Source organism: Psychrobacter sp. H29 (assembly GCF_059073055.1).
In genome coordinates, this window is the sequence record NZ_JCACRY010000001.1 from 2,870,745 (window position 1) to 2,891,741 (window position 20,997).

The following is a 20,997-nucleotide window of genomic DNA, read 5'->3' on the forward strand; positions in this document are numbered from 1 at the left end:
GTGACCGCGATAACATTGTTCGCACTGACAAAGGTTACAGCGGTTGGCTAGAATGACAGCTTGACTATTATTAAAACAAAACCAATTACCATATTCATCATATTAAGGACATCACGATGGCAAAGCGTAGTACTCTTTCTAAAAGCATCAATACTATTGGCTCTTTTGCTCGGAATAACCTAGAGCGTATGGGCGCTATGATTGATAACGTCAATGCCAAAACAGGCAAGCCGCGTCAATATAAAGCGGTAGATTTAGGGGATGAAGACTATCAACAAGACTTGTTTCGTGAACAGACTCTAAAAGCAACGCAACAGTTATTAGGACCACGCTTTGCTATGTATGGCAAGTACGCCAAAAAAGTGGTACCAAATAGTTTTTTCCAGTCGACAGTTGATAGTGCATTTGCTCAGGTAGCCAATCTTGCATCAAGCTGGAGCCAGTTAGATCTACCGGATGAGCATCGATTTGCCAATATTGCGACCTTAGATGACGAAGAGCGCTATGCGCTAGCGACAGATATCGCTAACCAAAACCGTGCGCTTGCAGCAATTGGCGGCATAACTGGTCTGGCTGGATTGCCAGGATTGCTTGCTGATACATTATGGTTATTGTTGGTCTCGTTACGTACGGTTTATCAAATCGCATCTGTGTACAATAAGCCATTAACAGGTAAGCAAGGCGTAAAAATGGCTTATGAGCTACTTTCCAGCGCAGACCTGAGCAAAATGCAAGAAAAACAAGCATTGCTAGCAGGTATGGGTATTGGTAAAGGTTTACTTGATAATGCTCAAAGCAGTGGATTACATAGTGAACTCAAAAACTTAGGTCTAAAAAATAAGAATGTGAACTATTATGCCGAGCAAATAGATAGCATTGCCAGTCAAGTAGGCATTGATCTTGACCAGATCGACCTATCATGGGTTCGCCGCTTTATTCCTATCACTGCAGTAGCGGTAGGGGTGCATTACAATAGTCAATTAATCGACGAGGTTATCGGCGTTGCTCAAGCGACTTTTGCACCAGAAGCGAAAATGGCCAATCGCGCCATTACTGATGATAGCAGTAGCGAAGCTGAAGTAAAAAAAGCAAGCGATAGTGACAACACTGGAGAGCAAAATACGAAGGGTGAAACTGAAACAGATAGTGATAAAGACAATAGTGATGATAAGCTATCGGATAAGCAAACATCTGATAAAAAGACCAAGTAAGTATCAATATCCATGCTGATATTGGTTACATACCCAGTCAGCATGGAATCATCACTATAGTATCCATAACGTATTATCTATAATAAGCAATCTGCTTGCATAAATATCAGTATTCACATTGGTACTTGTTTAGATTTCATAAAAAACTTGAAAACTAGAGCAACCATCACAACATATGCGTTATCGAGCAGTTTTTAATATCTTCTGTAAATCCAGCTTGAGACTGACCTATCTGCTTTATTTATTGAGTTATTTTTTAGTTAAAAATTTATAAAATGGTATAGCGTCAGGCTGGATGCATATCTATCAAATGTTGTAAAGTTAAACCATAGATAAGTGGTTGAAATAGCAGCAACAACTCTTTATAATACACTGTCCTAAAAATGGGTGCCCCGAAATCTGCAAATATTGTCAGATAGATGGTGCATTGGCCCATTTTTTTGTTTTATACCAAACGGGAGAAGGATGCCTTATGGCAACAACTAACCAATTGATTCGTAAAGGTCGCAAAACCATCAAGGAAAAGTCAAAAGTTCCTGCGTTGGAAGCGTGCCCACAGCGTCGCGGTGTATGTACTCGTGTATATACTACCACGCCAAAAAAACCTAACTCTGCCATGCGTAAAGTATGTCGTGTACGTTTGACTTCAGGCTATGAAGTATCAAGCTACATCGGTGGCGAAGGTCATAACCTACAAGAGCACAGTGTTGTTCTTATCCGCGGTGGTCGTGTAAAAGATCTACCAGGTGTACGTTATCACACTGTTCGCGGTGCACTAGATTGCGCAGGCGTTAAAGACCGTAAGCAAGGTCGCTCTAAGTACGGTGCTAAGAAGCCTAAAGTTTAATAATTAAACGTTATTAAATAAGCTTTTTGCACTACCCAATAACTGTGCATGGGTTTGGTGTCAGTAGTCACATTACTTTTATATAAGTCGTGTATGCTCGAAACATACCACCATGCAGTAAGGCTAACTGATAACTCGCTATTTGTTATTAAGAAACATAGTTGATGTTATGAATGTTAGACACTCCTGAAGACAAGGAAATTTATTATGCCAAGACGTCGCGTCGTTGCTGCCCGTGAGATCCTACCGGATCCTAAGTTTGGTAGCCAAACTGTTGCAAAATTCATCAACCATGTAATGAGTGATGGTAAAAAATCTACTGCTGAGCGTATCGTTTATGGTGCACTTGAGACAGTAAGTGAGAAGCGTAAAGTTGAAGATCCAGTATCTTTCTTCGAAGAAGTGCTTGAAAATGTACGCCCAATGGTAGAAGTAAAAGCTCGCCGCGTCGGCGGTGCAACCTATCAAGTACCAATGGAAGTACGCCCCTCCCGTCGTACTGCCTTGGCTATGCGTTGGTTAGCTGAAGCTGCTGCTAAGCGTTCTGAAAAATCAATGGCTTTGCGTTTAGCTGGCGAATTGAATGACGCCGCTGATGGTAAAGGCGCTGCTATGAAGAAGCGTGACGAAGTTCACCGCATGGCAGATGCTAACAAAGCGTTCTCTCATTACCGTTTCTAAGCTACTTTTTAATAGTAGTTTGAGACTAGTGGCTCAGGTCAACTAGTCCTACATTGTTGTTTATTCTACTGATTGCCGCCATCATTTATGCAGTTGTATAGTAAGTTCATTTATTAACTGAGATGGCGGACATCTATCAAGATGTTTCTTTTGAAAATAAAATTTTTATTAGAGAGCATCCCGAATTTGATGCCACACTATTCTTAGTATTTGCTCTGTTTTTGTCCGCATTAGGCTCAATAATCAGTCAGTAATATTACGAAGCTGAACGCTTTGTCATAGAGTATGAGGTAGAGACACAATACATTATTATATACACGACTTTTCCTAGGAAAACACTATGGCTCGTAAAACTCCCCTAAAACGCTATCGCAATATTGGTATCTCAGCGCATATCGATGCTGGTAAGACAACCACTACTGAGCGTGTTTTATTCTATACCGGTGTTAGCCACAAAATTGGCGAAGTACATGATGGCGCAGCCACCATGGACTGGATGGAGCAAGAACAAGAGCGTGGTATTACTATTACCTCAGCCGCAACAACTTGTTTTTGGTCAGGTATGGCCAAGCAGTTTGACGAACACCGTATTAACATCATCGATACCCCAGGTCACGTTGACTTCACGATCGAAGTTGAACGTTCTATGCGTGTACTTGATGGCGCTTGCATGGTTTACTGTGCAGTAGGCGGCGTTCAGCCACAGTCTGAGACCGTATGGCGTCAGGCAAACAAATATAAGGTACCACGTCTTGCATTTGTAAACAAAATGGATCGTGTTGGTGCTGATTTCTATCGTGTTATCGAACAGATCAAAACTCGTTTGGGTGGTAACCCGGTACCATTGGTTATCCCAATTGGTAAAGAAGATGACTTCGAAGGTGTTGTTGACTTAGTTACTATGAAAGCCATCTATTGGGATGAAGCATCTCAAGGTATGAACTACGAAGAGCGTGATATCCCAACTGAACTACAAGACAAAGCGGACGAGTACCGTGAACATCTTGTAGAAAGCGCTGCTGAAGCCAACGAAGAGTTGATGAACGAATATCTAGAAAACGGTGAATTGAGCGTAGAGCAAATTCATACCGCTATTCGTCAGTTGACTATCGATAACGAAATCATCCCACTTCTTTGTGGTACTGCCTTTAAAAACAAAGGTGTACAGAAGATGTTGGATGCTGTTATTCAGTATCTACCAGCACCAATCGACGTACCTGCTATTAAAGGTATTCTTGATGACAAAGACGAAAGCGAAGGCAGCCGTGAAGCATCAGATGAAGCACCTTTCTCAGCTCTAGCATTCAAAATCATGAATGACAAATTCGTTGGTAACTTAACCTTCGTACGTGTTTATTCTGGTGTCATGAAGCAGGGTAGCAGTGTTTATAACCCAGTTAAAATGAAGCGTGAGCGTGTTGGCCGTATCGTACAGATGATGGCAAACTCTCAAGAAGAGCTTCCAGAAATCCGTACTGGTGATATCGCAGCTCTAGTCGGCATGAAAGATGTGACTACTGGTGATACGCTATGTGATGAGCAAAACGTGATCACACTTGAGCGTATGGAATTCCCAGATCCAGTTATCTCTCTAGCAGTTGAGCCAAAAACCAAAGCTGACCAAGAAAAAATGTCAATCGCGCTTGGCCGTTTGGCAAAAGAAGATCCTTCGTTCCGTGTACACACTGACGAAGAATCTGGCCAGACGATCATCAGTGGTATGGGTGAGCTACATCTAGAGATTCTAGTTGACCGTATGAAGCGTGAGTTCAACGTTGAAGCAAACATCGGTGCGCCGCAGGTTGCTTATCGTGAGACGATTCGTAACACGGTTGAACAAGAAGGTAAATTTGTACGTCAGACTGGTGGTCGTGGTAAGTTCGGTCACGTTTGGCTACGTCTTGAGCCACTTGATCCAGCTGGTGACACTGAATACGAATTCGCTGAAGAAGTTGTTGGTGGTACAGTACCAAAAGAATTCCACGGTGCCGTTGATAAAGGTATCCAAGAGCGCATGAAAAACGGCGTACTTGCTGGTTACCCAGTAGTTGGCGTAAAAGCGACCTTGTATGATGGTTCTTACCATGACGTCGATTCTGATGAATTGTCGTTCAAAATGGCAGGTTCTATGGCCTTCAGAAAAGGTTTCATGGCAGCTGACCCAGCTCTACTTGAGCCAGTAATGAAAGTAGAAGTTGAAACGCCTGAAGATTACATGGGTGACATCATGGGCGATCTTAACCGTCGTCGTGGTCTAGTACAGGGTATGGAAGATCTACCTGGTGGTACTAAGCAGATCCGTGCTGAAGTACCATTAGCGGAAATGTTTGGCTATGCCACTCAAATGCGCTCTATGTCACAAGGCCGTGCAACTTACTCTATGGAATTCCAAAAGTACGCTGAAATTCCAAAATCAGTTGCTGCTGAAATCATCTCTAAGTTCAACTCTAAAGATGATGACGAGTAAATAAAGCTTACTAAAGGTGACAATATAGAGTATATCTGTGTATTGTCATTAAAGAATAGACCAATAACTTGTTAAAAGACTTGTTATTGGTCGCAATTTTCTTATAATATCTGCACATTAGTATGTGTAACCTTTTAACAATTATCTTAATGTGGTCAAGAACACCTCAATCATCATATTTATATGAGTTGAGCCTTGGACCCCAAAAAAAGAGGAAATACCCATGGCAAAGGCCAAGTTTGAACGTAACAAGCCACACGTCAACGTCGGAACCATCGGACACGTTGACCATGGTAAAACTACCCTTACCGCTGCAATCGCAACCGTAGCTGCAATTACCTCTGGCGGCGAAGCAAAAGACTACGCGTCTATTGACTCAGCACCAGAAGAAAAAGCACGTGGTATCACCATCAACACCTCACACGTAGAATATGACACAGACAGCCGTCACTATGCTCACGTAGATTGCCCAGGTCACGCCGATTATGTTAAAAACATGATCACTGGTGCTGCTCAGATGGACGGCGCAATCCTAGTCGTATCTGCAACTGACGGCCCTATGCCACAAACACGTGAGCACATCCTGCTTTCACGTCAGGTTGGCGTACCGTACATCATCGTATTCATGAACAAATGTGACATGGTTGATGACGAAGAACTACTAGAACTAGTAGAAATGGAAGTTCGTGAACTATTGAACGACTATGACTTCCCAGGCGACGACACGCCTATCGTTAAAGGTTCAGCTACTGAAGCCCTAAAAGGCTCAGAAGACAAATATGGCCAACCAGCCGTAGTAGAACTACTAAACGTACTAGACACCTACATCCCAGAGCCAGAGCGTGACATCGACAAAGCATTCCTAATGCCAATCGAAGACGTATTCTCAATCTCAGGTCGTGGTACCGTAGTAACCGGCCGTGTTGAATCTGGTATCGTTAAAGTTGGTGACGAGATCGAAATCGTTGGTATCCGTGACACTCAAAAAACCACCTGTACTGGTGTAGAGATGTTCCGTAAACTGCTTGACGAAGGTCGTGCAGGCGAAAACTGTGGCGTACTACTACGTGGTACTAAGCGTGAAGACGTACAACGTGGCCAAGTACTAGCTAAGCCAGGTTCAATCACTCCGCATACCAAGTTTGACGCTGAAGTATATGTATTGTCAAAAGAAGAGGGTGGTCGTCACACACCATTCCTAAACGGCTATCGTCCACAGTTCTACTTCCGTACTACTGACGTAACTGGCGCAATCCAATTACAAGACGGTACTGAAATGGTAATGCCTGGTGATAACGTTGAGATGGGCGTAGAGCTTATCCACCCAATCGCTATGGACAAAGGTCTACGCTTCGCTATTCGTGAAGGCGGCCGTACTGTAGGCGCTGGTGTTGTTGCTAACGTATTGAACTAATCATCAAGTATCAGTAATGAGCTTATGAGCTAGTCATAAAAGAGCCACCCTATTTAGGGTGGCTCTTTTTGTGGGTTGCGTTGTGTGTGATGTCGTAGTTGAATGAAGTAATAGCTTAACTGAGATATAGAATCGTTAGTTTAGCCGATGAGACCAGTCACTTATTTACTATACAATGTATTGTAATCTATCTCATAGATTGTTATATTAGCGCTGCACTTAAAACGAGTATCTACTTTTAGCGAAAGTTAAAGCACTGTTAGTACGATAATTCTGTTAGTTAAGTGACAAATCAGGTAAAACTAATAATTTTACCGCTAAAGGCTTGCATTCTATGCTAAATATTGTATAATGCTGTCCTTTACACCCATAGGCGATTGGCTCAATTGGTAGAGCATCGGTCTCCAAAACCGAGGGTTGTAGGTTCGAGTCCTACATCGCCTGCCATCTTCTTATCTCATCTTTGTTGTACCCCACCATCTCCGAAGCGAGTTCTTTATGAGCAATGATCAAGATAACCTCGAGACTAAGTTATCTGATGCCAAGGCGGTTGCTGGTGGAATGCTGTCTAAAGATAAGCACATCTCAGCGAGCGGTACTACTGCTGTTGAAGTGGCTAAGACTGGCTCAATAAAAGATTTGATTTTGTGGCTACTTGCTGCAGCTGTTTTGATCGGTGCGACTCTCGTTAATCAATACTTACCAGGCTATTGGCAACCAGCTAATGATGTTTGGGTACGTATTGGTATCATTGTGGCACTTATTGTATTTGCATTAGTATGCTTGGCATTAACGCATCAAGGTCGCGCTTTTAAAATATTATTAAAAGATGCGGCTGTTGAGCTTCGCCGAGTAACATGGCCAGGTAAAGACGAAACCTTTCAATACACATGGCAAGTTATTGTCGTGATCGGGATTGTTGGGTTTTTTATTTGGTTATTAGATAATTTCTTTAATTGGTTCGTTGGTATCTTTATCGGTTAATGGCGCGTATTAGTGACCATTAGCGAGACATTTACTCACAACAACTTATTTATAACGATCAGGAGCGTGATATGCGTTGGTATATTGTCCAAGCGTTTTCAGGATATGAAAAACAAGTACAACGTTCATTAACTGATCGTATTAACCGTAGTGACTTTACAGAGTCATTCGGTGATGTATTGGTTCCTACTGAAGAAGTCGTCGAAATGAAAGACGGCAAAAAACGTAAAAGCGAGCGTAAGTTCTTTCCAGGATATGTATTGATCCAGATGGAAATGAACGATAATACGTGGCACATCGTAAAAGACTGTCCTCGTATTATGGGCTTCATCGGTGGTACGCCTGAGATGCCTGCACCGATTACGCAAGTAGAAGCTGACCGCATTTTAAACCGTTTGAACCAGACTGAAACTGACCCACGTCCTAAGACGCTATTTGAGCCGGGCGAAGAGTTATTGGTTATCGACGGTCCATTCACTGATTTCAAAGGAATGGTTGAAAAGGTCGATTACGAAAAATCTAAGCTACATCTAACGGTAAACGTATTTAATCGACCTACACAGGTTGAGCTTGAGTTTAGTAAAGTTGAAAAACTAGACTAATTCAGCAAAAATTTCATCAACCGGGGAGCCTTCCGTCACATCAGATAATGATTTGGCTTGGCGTTATCACCCATTTAGGAGAGTATCATGGCTAAGAAGATTGATGGTTACATCAAACTGCAAGTGCCTGCAGGCAAAGCTAATCCTTCACCACCTATTGGTCCAGCTTTGGGTCAAAAGGGCGTGAACATCATGGCGTTCTGTAAAGAATTTAACGCTGCGACCTCAGGCCAAGAGCCAGGTCTACCGATCCCAACTGAGATCACGGTATACAGCGATAAGTCTTTTACCTTCATCATGAAGTCACCACCTGCTGCATACTTACTACGTAAGGCTGCTGGTATTGCTAAAGGTTCAGGTACACCGAACACAGCTAAAGTTGGTAAAGTTGACCGTGCACAACTAGAAGAAATCGTTAAGACCAAAAACGCAGATTTGACTGCTGCTGATCTTGACGCTGCTGTCCGTACCATTGCTGGTACTGCACGTTCAATGGGTATTACCGTGGAGGGTGTGTAAATGAGCAAGCTAACCAAACGTCAAAAAGAAATTCAAAGCCGTATTGATAACGAAAAGCAATACACGCTTGAAGAAGCGGTTCAAATCCTAAACGATTTGCCAGCGCTAAAATTCAAAGAATCTATTGATATCGCAGTAAACTTGGGTGTTGACCCACGTAAATCTGATCAAGTGGTTCGTGGCGCAACCAATCTACCTGCTGGTACTGGTAAAACCAAACGCGTTGCTGTATTCGCTCAAGGCGCTGCTGCTGAAGCCGCTAAAGAAGCTGGTGCAGACATCGTTGGTTTTGAAGACCTAGCAGAAGAAATCAAAGCCGGTAACATGGACTTTGATGTTGTTATCGCCGCTCCTGATGCAATGCGTGTTGTTGGACAATTGGGTACGATCCTAGGTCCACGTGGCCTAATGCCTAACCCAAAAGTTGGTACGGTAACGCCAAACGTTGCTGAAGCTGTGACTAACGCAAAAGCGGGTCAAGCGCAGTATCGTGTTGATAAAGCTGGTATCATCCATACCACTATCGGTCAAGTAGGTTTCACTGCTGAGCAAGTTATCCAAAATGCTCAAGCACTAATCTCAGATCTTAAGCGTGCTAAGCCTGCTACGTCTAAAGGTACTTTCATCAAGAAAATTACTTTGTCTAGCACTATGGGTCCAGGTCTAACGATCGATCCAGTACCTTATCGCACTGCAAAATAATTAGAGTCTCTATCTTTTAATATTTGCACGTCGAATATTTTGAATGATGAGAACAAAGAATTTTTAAAGAATTAGGTCAGCGTAGCATTTGCTACGCTGTCTAAGACCGTAGGTAGAGAGTGGTTTAACGTCATGAGTAATGATCTTAGGATAGTTGCTTATGACAATGAGTCACTTTTGTTAATCGACGACAGATGAAAATCTTAGTTGTCCTACGCAGACGGTGGCCCACACAGTTTAAGACACGAGGCAATAGGGCGGTATGATTGTTTATACGATCTCCAAACTATCACTCAACGTCATTCTGATAACGGTGCCGTAATCAGTCGTTACCAGTTGATACTTTTTTTATTAATCGAATCAGTTGGTAATGTGTCGTATCAAGTCAGTCGTAGCTTTTAGTCCAAAGGCAGATAAACTTCGGTTTTTAGCATTTTTACTATTAGTAGATTGATAAGATTAAAGGAGTCAACTTATGGCATTAACGCTAGAACAAAAACAACAAGTTGTGGCTGAAGTGTCTGAAGTTGCTGCTAATGCTTACTCAGCAGTAGCTGCCGAGTATCATGGAATTGGTGTTGCACAGCTTACTAAGCTGCGCGAACAAGCCCGTGATAAAGGCGTTGTTTTGAAAGTGGTAAAAAATACACTAGCAAAACGCGCTTTTGAAGGCACTAAGTTTGAGAGCATGTCAGACCGTATGACTGGTCCACTACTTTTGGCTTTCTCTATGGAAGATTTGGGATCTGCCGCTCGAGTCGTTTTCGACTTTAGCAAAGATAACAAAGCTTTAGAGACCAAATTAGTATCAGTCGGTGGTGAAGTTTATGGTCCAGAAGAGCTAGAGCGCGTATCGAAGCTACCAACTCGCGACGAAGCAATCTCTATCTTGATGGCTACTATGAATGCACCAGTGACCAAGCTTGTCCAGACTATGAACGCTGTTCCTGGCAAGTTCGTTCGCACTGTAGCGGCAATCAAAGACGCAAAAGAAGCTGCTTAATTGCTTGTTTTAACGTAACTTTAACATCGCTAACCTTGATTGCATTTTATTGCCACACCTATTTGAAATGGTGGCAAGCGGTCAAAGCGATATTAGAATCAATTAATTTTTATCAGATAACGGAGAGTTCTCATGGCACTATCTAAAGATGACGTGTTAAATGCAATCGCTGAAATGTCAGTAATGGATATCGTTGAGCTAATCAGCGACATGGAAGAAAAATTCGGCGTAACAGCTGCTGTTGCCGCTGCTGCACCTGCTGCTGCTGGTCCTGCTGCTGCTGCTGAAGAAAAAGACGAGTTTGACGTAGTTCTTGCTAGCTTTGGTGAGAAGAAAGTAGCTGTAATTAAAGCTGTACGTGAAGCGACTGGCCTTGGCTTGAAAGAAGCAAAAGATTTGGTTGAAAGCGCTCCAGCTCCAATCAAAGAAGCTGCATCTAAAGCTGAAGCTGAAGAGTTGAAGAAGAAGCTTGAAGAAGCTGGTGCAACTGTTGAACTAAAATAAGTTTAACACTGTACGAAAAAAAGCTGGTAATGCCTTGCATTGCCAGCTTTTTTTTATTATAATTCGTAGCTTGACCTTTTGTGTCTGCCAACATACGTATGCAACATCACGGTGGATACCCATCAAAAGGACAGACGATATACATGCAAGCACACATACCAGTTTTTGAAATCAGTTAATATGAGCTAAACGTCCGTAGATGTTTGGCATTTTTTTGTGTCTGCATGCTTTCCTATCAACACTATAGTTTATACTGATTCTAAAAGTTATAGTTACCCCGATTCTTAATTCTGAAAAAAGCTGTTGATCTCAAGGTGCCTACTTGGTGTGGCATTATTGTCGGCATTTAGATTCATAGACCGCTTATACGTGTAGGGTCATGGTTTGGTAGTAAGTAGCTTATTTAGAAGTAGTTTAGATGGCAAGTAGTTTATATGCAATCTCAGCTGACTTTATTTCTAGCAAAGTATTTGTAAGTTTAGCCTGATAGGTAAGATATTATATGATGTTGAATTTCTTGGTCGCAACAGTCATATAGACTGATTCACCTACCATGAATATAGCAATCAACAATGAGATTAAGTGAAATGTACTAAGTAAGCACTGATGAGTAAAGTAGTAATTGACAGAAAAGACATGAACTGAACACGAAGACCCGTTTTATATTATCGTTTACGTCGCTAAGTGTGCATCTTATTTATGCATACTAGCCGCGCTTTTAATTTGTTTCCACGTTTACTGTAAGGACTCTCGATGGCATATTCTTATACTGAAAAAAAGCGTATTCGCAAAAGTTTTGCTGAATTGCCCACTGTAATGGACGTTCCCTATTTACTGTCTATTCAAGTAGATTCTTACGAGCAATTTTTGCAAGAGCACAAAAAGCCAAAAGCTCGTGAGAATACTGGTTTGCAAGCTGCGTATTCCTCTATTTTCCCAATTGAGAGTCACTCTGGTAACGCTGAGTTGCAATTTGTTGAGTACTATTTAGGCACGCCTGAATTTGATGAGCGTGAGTGTATCTTACGTGGTTCAACGTTTGCTGCGCCAATGCGTGTCAAAATCCGTTTGATCATCAAAGACAAAGACAGCAAAGACAAAGATAGCAAAGCCGCTATCAAAGATATCCGTGAGCAAAGCGTCTATATGGGCGAGATGCCTTTGATGACTGCGAACGGTACCTTTATTATCAATGGTACTGAGCGTGTTATCGTCTCTCAGCTACATCGTTCACCTGGCGTCTTCTTTGATCATGATAAAGGTAAGTCGCATTCAAGTGGTAAAGTGCTTTATAACGCACGTATCATCCCTTACCGTGGTTCATGGTTAGATTTTGAATTTGATGCAAAAGACTTAGTATTTGCTCGTATTGACCGTCGCCGTAAGCTGCTTGCATCGATCATTCTGCGTGCACTTGGTCTGACCACTTCTGAAATCTTAGATTTGTTCTTTGATAAAGTTGCTGTTTATAAAGCCGAAGAGACGTTCGAAATTGATCTAGTCGCTGATCGCTTGCGTGGCGAAATGGCGCAGTTTGATATCGTATCACCTGAAGGTGACGTTATCGTAGAGCAGGGTAAACGTATCAATGCACGCCGCATCCGTCAGCTTGAAGAAGCAGGTATGACGAAGATTGCTGTGCCTGATGAGTATCTATATGAGCGTATCTTAGCAGAAGATATCGTTGTTAATGACGAAGTCATCGCTAAAGCAAACACGCCAATTGACCATGAGTTATTGGTTAAATTGAACTCATTTGAAGCCAGTGGTGCCATCAAAGAGTTCAGCATTCTGTTCACGAATGATATCGACCAAGGTAGTTATATTGCCGATACGCTACGTGCTGATAGCACCTCAAGTCGTGAAGAAGCGTTGATCGAAATCTACAAAGTCATGCGTCCAGGTGAGCCACCAACGGTTGAAACTGCCGAAAAGTTATTTGAAAGCATGTTCTTCAACGCTGATCGTTATGACTTATCAAACGTTGGTCGTATGAAGTTCAACCGTCGTCTCGGTTTAGAGTTTGATAATACTGATGATCCTGATGTCCAGCGTGAACGTAGCGTGTTGACCAATGACGATATCGTTAACGTTCTAAAAGAACTTATTGAGATTCGTAATGGTCGTGGTGATGTCGATGATATCGATCACTTAGGTAACCGTCGTATTCGTTCAGTTGGCGAAATGGCAGAAAACCAGTTCCGTGTTGGTTTAGTACGTGTTGAGCGTGCGGTAAAAGAGCGTTTAAGCTCAGCGGAATCTGATAACTTGTCACCACAAGATTTGATCAACTCTAAGCCAGTTGCGGCTGCAGTGAAAGAATTCTTTGGTTCAAGCCAGTTGTCACAGTTTATGGATCAGAACAACCCGTTGTCTGAAGTTACTCATAAGCGCCGTGTATCAGCATTAGGACCTGGTGGTCTTACTCGTGAACGTGCAGGCTTTGAAGTACGTGACGTACATGATACCCATTATGGCCGTGTATGTCCTATTGAGACTCCTGAAGGTCCAAACATTGGTCTGATCAACTCACTAGCGACCTTTGCTAAAACCAACAGCTTTGGTTTCCTAGAGACACCTTATCGCCGTGTGGTTGATGGTAAAGTGACTGACGTTATTGAGTATCTATCAGCTATTGAAGAAGTCGGTACGGTCATTGCACAGGCTGATTCACCAATAACTCCAGAAGGCGCGTTATCTGACGAGATGGTCAGTGTTCGTAGCTATGGTGAGTTTGTTCGTATGCCACCAGAAAAAGTGACGCATATGGATGTGTCGCCAAGTCAGGTAGTATCGGTTGCAGCAGGTTTGATTCCGTTCCTAGAGCATGATGATGCTAACCGTGCCTTAATGGGCTCGAACATGCAGCGTCAGGCGGTTCCTACGCTACGTGCTGATAAGCCGCTAGTGGGTACCGGTATGGAGCGTCATGTTGCTCGTGACTCTGGTGTTTGTGTTATTGCTAAGCGTGGCGGTGTGATCGAAGATGTTGATGCCTCACGTATCGTGGTTCGTGTGAACGAAGACGAGATGACTGCTGGTGAAGCGGGTATCGATATCTATAACTTGATCAAATACACGCGCTCTAACCAGAACACCTGTATCAACCAACGTATTATCGTTAACCAAGGTGATGAGATTGCTTTGGGTGATATCTTGGCTGATGGCCCTTCAACGGATCTTGGTGAGCTAGCACTTGGTCAGAACATTCGCATCGCATTTATGCCGTGGAATGGTTACAACTTCGAAGATTCAATCTTGCTATCTGAAAAAGTCGTGAAAGAAGATCGCTTCACTACTATTCATATCCAAGAATTGACTTGTGTGGCTCGTGATACCAAGCTAGGTACAGAAGAGATCACTGCTGATATTCCAAACGTTGGTGAAGCAGCGTTATCAAGCCTTGACGAAGCAGGTATCGTCTATATTGGTGCTGAAGTTGACGCTGGTGATATTCTAGTGGGTAAAGTGACGCCAAAAGGTGAAACACAACTGACGCCAGAAGAGAAACTACTACGGGCTATCTTTGGCGAAAAAGCGGCGGATGTGAAAGATACGTCGCTACGTGTACCGACTTCTAGTAAAGGTACGGTCATCGATGTACAGGTCTTCACTCGTGATGGCGTTGAAAAAGATGCACGCGCAAGAGCGATTGAAAAATCGCAGCTTGATAGCTATCGCAAAGATTTGAAAGAAGAGCTACGTATCTTTGAAGAAGCAGCTCGTGGTCGTATTGGTAATCTATTAGATGGCCAAAAAGTCAGCGGCGGTGCTGGTCTAAAAGCGGGTACGGTAATGGCTTTGGCTGACATGAAAGACATGAACCTTGAGACATTGCTTGATATCCAACCAGTAGAAGAAGAAATCTCTGAGCGTTTGACCCAGATTTCTGATTACTTGGTTGATAAGCAAAAAGATATCGATGTGAAATTTGCTGAGAAAAAACGCAAATTGACTGCTGGTGATGACCTGCAACATGGCGTACAAAAAATCGTTAAAGTATATCTAGCGGTTAAGCGTCGTATTCAGCCTGGTGATAAGATGGCTGGTCGTCATGGTAACAAAGGTGTTGTCTCGCGCATCATGCCAGTTGAAGACATGCCTTATGATGAAAATGGTAATACCGTTGACATCGTATTGAACCCGCTTGGTGTACCATCTCGTATGAACATCGGTCAGGTTCTAGAGACGCATTTGGGTATGGCAGCGAAAGGGTTGGGCGAGAAGATTGATGGTATGCTCAAATCTCAAGCAGCAATCAAAGAGCTACGCGACTTCTTGGATAAAATCTACAACCAAGTTGGCGGTGAGCAAGTTGATCTTGATAGCTTGAATGATGACGACATCATGGCGCTAGCAGCTAACTTACGTGGCGGTGTCCCAATGGGTACAGCGGTATTTGATGGCGCAAGAGAAAGCCAAGTCAAAGATCTGCTTGAGCTTGCTGGTATGGATCGCGATGGTCAGCAGACATTGTATGATGGTCGTACTGGTCAGAAGTTTGACCGTAAAGTAACCGTTGGTTATATGTACATGCTCAAATTGAACCATTTGGTTGATGACAAAATGCATGCGCGTTCAACAGGTTCTTACTCTCTAGTGACGCAGCAGCCACTCGGCGGTAAAGCTCAGTTTGGTGGTCAGCGCTTTGGTGAGATGGAAGTATGGGCACTAGAAGCTTATGGCGCGACGTACACGTTGCAAGAAATGCTAACGGTGAAGTCGGATGATGTTGAAGGCCGTACTCGTATGTACAAAAACATCGTTGATGGTGAGCAGTATATGGATCCAGGCATGCCTGAGTCGTTCAACGTACTGACCAAAGAAATCAAATCACTGGGTATCAATATTGAGTTAAAACAAAGCAACTAGCCCGTTGTTTAACTTAGTTGTCCACTAAAGGCAGTCTGCTTTGTTGCTGCTGCTTTTAGTGATTTGTCTCAACCCTATTCATTGCCTTCATTCATCTTATCCGCGTCTATAGTACGCTGTCAGATGATTATAAAGATAACGGAGAAGCAACTTGAAAGATTTACTCGATATCATGCAAAGCCCTACCGGCAACGGTAACCAAGAGTTTGATAGCATTCAAATTACTTTAGCCTCACCTGACGTCATCAAGTCATGGTCGCACGGCGAAGTAAAAAAGCCTGAAACCATTAACTATCGTACGTTCAAGCCTGAGCGTGATGGTCTTTTTTGTGCCAAAATCTTTGGCCCAGTAAAAGATTTCGAATGTTTATGTGGTAAATATAAGCGCCGTAAGTTCCAAGGCGTTATCTGCGAAAAATGTGGTGTCGAAGTTACCACTGCTAAAGTTCGTCGTGATCGCATGGGTCATATCGACCTAGCCAGTCCAGTCGCGCATATCTGGTTCCTAAAGTCATTACCAAGCCGCATCGGTCTATTGCTAGACATGACGCTACGTGATATCGAGCGTGTTCTATATTTTGAAAGCTACATCGTAACTGAGCCTGGTCTAACTAGCTTAGAAAAGTACCAGTTGCTTGATGACGAAGATTATTACAAAGCGCTTGAAGAGTTTGGTGACGAATTCACAGCCAAGATGGGTGCTGAAGCCGTTCAAGACCTATTAAAAGACATCGATATCGATCTTGAAATTGATGAGCTACGTGAAGCGATTCCACAAACTGGTTCTGAGACTAAGCTTAAGAAGATGTCTAAGCGTCTCAAATTATTAGAAGCATTCCGTGATTCTAATAATAAGCCTGAGTGGATGGTAATGAATATCTTGCCAGTACTACCACCAGATTTGCGTCCTCTAGTACCGCTAGAAGGTGGCCGCTTTGCGACATCAGATCTAAACGATCTATATCGCCGCGTGATCAACCGTAACAACCGTCTTAAGCGTCTACTTGAGCTAAGCGCACCTGATATCATCGTACGTAACGAAAAGCGTATGTTGCAAGAGTCAGTAGATGCGTTGCTTGATAACGGTCGTCGCGGTCGTGCCATCACTGGTAGTAACAAGCGTCCATTGAAATCTTTGGCAGATATGATCAAAGGTAAGCAAGGTCGTTTCCGTCAGAACTTACTTGGTAAGCGTGTCGATTACTCTGGTCGTTCGGTTATCGTTGTAGGTCCAACACTACGTCTACATCAGTGTGGTCTACCGAAGAAAATGGCACTAGAATTATTCAAGCCATTTACTTATAACAAATTATTGTCTCATGGTCTAGCAACAACGATTAAAGCTGCCAAAAAGATGGTAGAGCGTGAAGAGCCACAAGTGTGGGATATGCTGGCCATGGTTATCCGTGAGCATCCAGTACTTCTTAACCGTGCACCAACACTTCACCGTTTGGGCTTGCAAGCATTTGAGCCAGTATTGATCGAAGGTAAAGCAATCCAGCTGCATCCGCTTGTTTGTACTGCATTCAACGCCGATTTCGATGGTGACCAAATGGCCGTTCACGTGCCATTGACCCTAGAAGCGCAGCTTGAATCACGTGCACTAATGATGTCTACTAACAACATCTTGTCACCTGCGAATGGTGATCCGATCATCGTACCATCTCAGGATGTTGTACTAGGTCTATATTACATCAGTCGCTCGTCTATCAATGCCAAAGGCGAGAGCATGATTTTTGCTACCGTTAATGAAGCATTGCGTGCAATTGGTTCAAACGATCTGCATGTAAACGCTAAGATCAAAGTGCGTGTTACTGAGACGCAAATTGACGAAGACGGTAAAGAGACCAAAGAGATCAGTATCAAAGATACGGTCGCTGGTCGTCTACTTATCTGGAACATCATGCCTAAAGGTATGACGTTTGATGAGTGTAACCAAGAGATGACGAAGAAAAACATCTCTCGTTTGATTAACTCTTGCTACCGTAAAGTTGGCGTCAAAGAAAGTGTTATGTTTGCTGACCAATTGATGTATCTTGGTTTTGCTCAAGCAACGCTATCTGGTGTGTCTATCGGTATCGATGACATGGTCATTCCACCTCTGAAAAAGAATATTATCGAAGTGGCAGAAGGCGAAGTACGCGAAATTGAAGATCAGTTCGAGCAAGGTTTCGTAACTGCTGGTGAGCGTTATAACAAAGTCGTTGATATTTGGTCACGTACTAATGACAAAGTCGCTAAGGCGATGATGGACAACTTGGCAACAGATAAAGTTATTAATGCACAAGGTGAAGAGGACGAGCAGAAGTCATTCAACTCTATCTTCATCATGTCGGATTCTGGTGCTCGTGGTAGTGCGGCACAGATTCGTCAGTTGGCAGGTATGCGTGGTCTGATGGCGAAACCAGATGGCTCAATCATTGAGACACCGATTAAAGCTAACTTCCGTGAAGGTTTGACCGTACTACAGTACTTCATCTCAACTCACGGTGCACGTAAAGGTCTAGCGGATACCGCACTGAAAACAGCTAACTCGGGTTACCTAACTCGTCGTCTGGTTGATGTGGCGCAAGATTTGGTTATCACTAGCGATGATTGTGGTACCGAAGAAGGCCTACTCATGAAACCACATATCCAAGGTGGTGAAATCATTGAGAAGCTAGGTGAGCTAGTACTGGGCCGTGTTACTGCACGCGATGTTGCGTACAATGATGATGCTGATAAGATCTTGATTCCAGCGGGTACATTGATTGATGAGTACTGGGTTAACGTTCTAGATAACAACGCAATCGATGATATCTGGGTACGCTCAGTGATTACTTGTAATATCGAACATGGCGTGTGTTCACAGTGTTATGGTCGCGACCTTGCTCGTGGTCATAAAGTGAACATTGGTGAGTCAGTTGGTGTTATGGCTGCTCAGTCTATCGGTGAGCCGGGTACTCAGTTAACCATGCGTACTTTCCACGTGGGCGGGGCCGCGAGCTCAGCTTCTGTAGACAACAGCATCTCTGTACGTAATGCTGGTCAAGCGCACTTTGAGAACATGAAAACAGTACAGCATACTGATGGTCACTTAGTCATCGTATCGCGTTCAGCTGAAATCGCATTGACCGATGAGCTTGGCCGTGAGCGTGAGCGTTATAAAGTACCATACGGTTCAAGCGTACTTGTGAAAGACGAAGAGCAGGTTGAAGGCGGTCAAACTATCGCTAAATGGGATCCGCATACGCATCCAATCATCACAGAATTTGCTGGTACAGCACGCTTCAGTGACATCACTGATGGTATGACTGCGACAGTAAAAGTTGATGATGCAACAGGTATGAGCTCATTTGAGATTCTAGCCACGCGCGATCGTTCAAGCTCAGCCAAAGACTTACGTCCTGCGATTATCTTGAACACTGACGAAGGTAAAGAAGTGGTTTACTTCTTACCAGCTGAAACGATCATCCGCGTAAGCGACGGTGAAAAAGTAGCAGCAGGTTCGATTCTAGGCCGTGTACCACAAGCGTCTTCTGGTACAAAAGATATTACTGGTGGTCTGCCACGTGTTGCTGACTTGTTCGAAGCACGTCGTCCAAAAGATCACGCCATCATGGCAGAAATGACTGGTGTGGTAAGCTTCGGTAAAGAGACCAAGGGTAAAAACCGCTTTATTATTACTAATGAAGATGGTGAAGTACATGAAGAGCTAATCCCGAAATGGCGTCAAATCAACGTCTTTGAAAACGAGACGGTAGCACGTGGTGAAGTGATCGCTGATGGTCCACAGAACCCACATGATATATTGCGCCTGAAAGGTCAGACTGCACTTGCTGATTATATCGTTAACGAAGTACAGGACGTATATCGCTTGCAGGGTGTAAAAATCAACGACAAGCACATCGAAGTTATCATTCGTCAGATGCTGCGTAAAGTTGAAATCACTGACGGCGGCGATTCAAGTCACTTCAAAGGTGATCAGGTCGAGTATGCAGATATCAAAGCATTGAATGCGAAGCTAGAAGCGGAAGATAAATTCCCAGTACAGTTTGAGCGTCAATTGTTAGGTATCACCAAAGCAAGTCTTGCAACTGAAAGCTTTATCTCAGCGGCGTCATTCCAGGAAACAACCCGTGTACTAACTGCGGCTGCTGTGACTGGTAAAGTGGATGAGCTACGTGGTCTGAAAGAAAACGTGGTTGTTGGTCGCTTGATTCCTGCAGGTACGGGGCTCGCTTACCACAAGGCACGTAAAGAAGCAGCAGATCAGAAGCTACAAGATAAAGATCTTAATGCAGCGTTTGATATGACTGCAAGCACGGATAGCAAAGACTTCGCTAGCTTTGATGAAGCATTTGCTCAAGAGTTAAATCAAGACAACTAATCGCATTAAGTATCTTGATTCATTCTTAATTTGATAAAAAAGCCAGCCTAAGTTGCTGGCTTTTTTGTGCGTGTAAAAAACTGAGAAAGACATGGTGCTATCATCTAAAAAAATAGTACACTGGGAAATAGGCTCTAATCACTATTTATAAAAGGACAATTAGCAAATGGCAGGCAAAACACGCGTCGCTAAATACCAAGCAGATCGAACCAATCAAAAGCTATATTTTTGTCGTCTATCTTGCCAAGCAGCAGGCGGTTCCAATGACAAGCAGTTATACCAAGCACATTGTGAAACCGCTATTTTCCATTTGCATGGCGCGCTATTAGCATTTATTCAAGAACTGGGTCATTTCTATAGTTTAAATATGACGGCACCAACGTTGCTCGATATTGAGCAAGCATTAAGCGCGCGCACGCAGGTATCTCCTGAGATTCAGCGCTTACAGCAATTGCAGCAGCAAGGTTTTGTGGCAAATATAGAACGTGCCTATCAACGCTGTCTCTATGCGGTACCACCAGATACTGTTGTAGACAACACACCAAACGACAACTCAGTATCACCAGATCTTATTGTTAATGTTGTTACTCTATCGAATCAGTGGCTACCTGATGAGGCCACGATACGCGAATGGCGTCAACAGCTTTTAGAGTTGATTGAGCAGTTGCGTGCAGGGATGGTTGAGTTCTAATAAAACTGATTGAATAAACCCGTACTCATAGAACTATATAAAAAACTGCTTGGAAGTATGGGGTAAGAAACATTAATAACTAATAGCATAAAAAAAGACTTGTTCAGTGATTACTAAACAGGTCTCTTTGC

14 protein-coding genes and 1 tRNA gene are annotated in these 20,997 nt (G+C 43.2%); all 15 read left to right on the forward strand.

The features are described 5' to 3' along the window. The first annotated feature begins 116 nt into the window (after positions 1-116). The 15 genes from AC5JP1_RS11775 (at position 117) to AC5JP1_RS11845 (ending at position 20,866) form a co-directional block, all read left to right on the forward strand. Positions 117-1,211: an EcsC family protein gene (locus AC5JP1_RS11775; RefSeq protein ID WP_493844245.1), complete on the forward strand. Its 1,095-nt coding sequence runs from the start codon at positions 117-119 to the stop codon at positions 1,209-1,211. A gap of 472 nt (positions 1,212-1,683) precedes the next feature. Then, positions 1,684-2,058 carry a 30S ribosomal protein S12 gene (rpsL, locus tag AC5JP1_RS11780; protein WP_011281154.1) on the forward strand — a complete coding sequence of 125 codons (375 nt, stop codon included), beginning with the start codon at positions 1,684-1,686 and terminating at the stop codon, positions 2,056-2,058. Between the two features lie 207 nt (positions 2,059-2,265). Beyond that, positions 2,266-2,739: a 30S ribosomal protein S7 gene (gene rpsG / locus AC5JP1_RS11785; RefSeq protein WP_057761735.1), complete on the forward strand. Its 474-nt coding sequence runs from the start codon at positions 2,266-2,268 to the stop codon at positions 2,737-2,739. Positions 2,740-3,079: 340 nt separating this feature from the next. Continuing rightward, complete coding sequence (gene fusA / locus AC5JP1_RS11790) at positions 3,080-5,206, forward strand: elongation factor G (RefSeq protein ID WP_319050998.1); 2,127 nt, start codon at positions 3,080-3,082, stop codon at positions 5,204-5,206. A 223-nt stretch (positions 5,207-5,429) separates the two neighbouring features. After that, the gene (gene tuf / locus AC5JP1_RS11795) at positions 5,430-6,620 is read left to right on the forward strand and encodes an elongation factor Tu (RefSeq protein WP_319050997.1); all 1,191 of its coding nucleotides are present in this window, start codon (positions 5,430-5,432) and stop codon (positions 6,618-6,620) included. A gap of 371 nt (positions 6,621-6,991) precedes the next feature. Next, positions 6,992-7,067 (forward strand) — tRNA-Trp (locus tag AC5JP1_RS11800). A gap of 51 nt (positions 7,068-7,118) precedes the next feature. After that, a complete protein-coding gene (gene secE, locus AC5JP1_RS11805; protein ID WP_319050996.1) occupies positions 7,119-7,604 on the forward strand; it encodes a preprotein translocase subunit SecE in 486 nt (161 codons plus the stop codon). 71 nt (positions 7,605-7,675) lie between these two features. Continuing rightward, positions 7,676-8,206 carry a transcription termination/antitermination protein NusG gene (gene nusG, locus AC5JP1_RS11810; protein ID WP_319050994.1) on the forward strand — a complete coding sequence of 177 codons (531 nt, stop codon included), beginning with the start codon at positions 7,676-7,678 and terminating at the stop codon, positions 8,204-8,206. Positions 8,207-8,293: 87 nt separating this feature from the next. After that, entirely contained in the window at positions 8,294-8,725 is a 432-nt protein-coding gene (gene rplK / locus AC5JP1_RS11815) for a 50S ribosomal protein L11 (protein ID WP_058025423.1), read from the forward strand. After that, positions 8,726-9,427, forward strand: coding sequence for a 50S ribosomal protein L1 (rplA, locus tag AC5JP1_RS11820; RefSeq protein WP_319050993.1), 702 nt, complete (start codon positions 8,726-8,728; stop codon positions 9,425-9,427). 475 nt (positions 9,428-9,902) lie between these two features. After that, entirely contained in the window at positions 9,903-10,430 is a 528-nt protein-coding gene (gene rplJ, locus AC5JP1_RS11825) for a 50S ribosomal protein L10 (protein WP_057761724.1), read from the forward strand. A gap of 132 nt (positions 10,431-10,562) precedes the next feature. After that, complete coding sequence (gene rplL, locus AC5JP1_RS11830) at positions 10,563-10,934, forward strand: 50S ribosomal protein L7/L12 (protein WP_319050992.1); 372 nt, start codon at positions 10,563-10,565, stop codon at positions 10,932-10,934. Positions 10,935-11,687: 753 nt separating this feature from the next. Further along, the gene (gene rpoB / locus AC5JP1_RS11835; protein WP_493844246.1) at positions 11,688-15,806 is read left to right on the forward strand and encodes a DNA-directed RNA polymerase subunit beta; all 4,119 of its coding nucleotides are present in this window, start codon (positions 11,688-11,690) and stop codon (positions 15,804-15,806) included. Positions 15,807-15,957: 151 nt separating this feature from the next. Continuing rightward, positions 15,958-20,175: a DNA-directed RNA polymerase subunit beta' gene (gene rpoC, locus AC5JP1_RS11840; protein ID WP_493844247.1), complete on the forward strand. Its 4,218-nt coding sequence runs from the start codon at positions 15,958-15,960 to the stop codon at positions 20,173-20,175. A gap of 166 nt (positions 20,176-20,341) precedes the next feature. Then, entirely contained in the window at positions 20,342-20,866 is a 525-nt protein-coding gene (locus AC5JP1_RS11845) for a DUF6586 family protein (protein ID WP_493844248.1), read from the forward strand. Positions 20,867-20,997 lie beyond the last annotated feature (131 nt).

Excerpts from the sequence above, each read along its gene's own strand:
- AC5JP1_RS11775 (WP_493844245.1), top strand. The coding sequence starts at position 117 with ATGGCAAAGCGTAGTACTCTTTCTAAAAGCATCAATACTATTGGCTCT.
- rpsL (WP_011281154.1), top strand. The coding sequence starts at position 1,684 with ATGGCAACAACTAACCAATTGATTCGTAAAGGTCGCAAAACCATCAAG.
- rpsG (WP_057761735.1), top strand. The coding sequence starts at position 2,266 with ATGCCAAGACGTCGCGTCGTTGCTGCCCGTGAGATCCTACCGGATCCT.
- fusA (WP_319050998.1), top strand. The coding sequence starts at position 3,080 with ATGGCTCGTAAAACTCCCCTAAAACGCTATCGCAATATTGGTATCTCA.
- tuf (WP_319050997.1), top strand. The coding sequence starts at position 5,430 with ATGGCAAAGGCCAAGTTTGAACGTAACAAGCCACACGTCAACGTCGGA.
- secE (WP_319050996.1), top strand. The coding sequence starts at position 7,119 with ATGAGCAATGATCAAGATAACCTCGAGACTAAGTTATCTGATGCCAAG.
- nusG (WP_319050994.1), top strand. The coding sequence starts at position 7,676 with ATGCGTTGGTATATTGTCCAAGCGTTTTCAGGATATGAAAAACAAGTA.
- rplK (WP_058025423.1), top strand. The coding sequence starts at position 8,294 with ATGGCTAAGAAGATTGATGGTTACATCAAACTGCAAGTGCCTGCAGGC.
- rplA (WP_319050993.1), top strand. The coding sequence starts at position 8,726 with ATGAGCAAGCTAACCAAACGTCAAAAAGAAATTCAAAGCCGTATTGAT.
- rplJ (WP_057761724.1), top strand. The coding sequence starts at position 9,903 with ATGGCATTAACGCTAGAACAAAAACAACAAGTTGTGGCTGAAGTGTCT.
- rplL (WP_319050992.1), top strand. The coding sequence starts at position 10,563 with ATGGCACTATCTAAAGATGACGTGTTAAATGCAATCGCTGAAATGTCA.
- rpoB (WP_493844246.1), top strand. The coding sequence starts at position 11,688 with ATGGCATATTCTTATACTGAAAAAAAGCGTATTCGCAAAAGTTTTGCT.
- AC5JP1_RS11845 (WP_493844248.1), top strand. The coding sequence starts at position 20,342 with ATGGCAGGCAAAACACGCGTCGCTAAATACCAAGCAGATCGAACCAAT.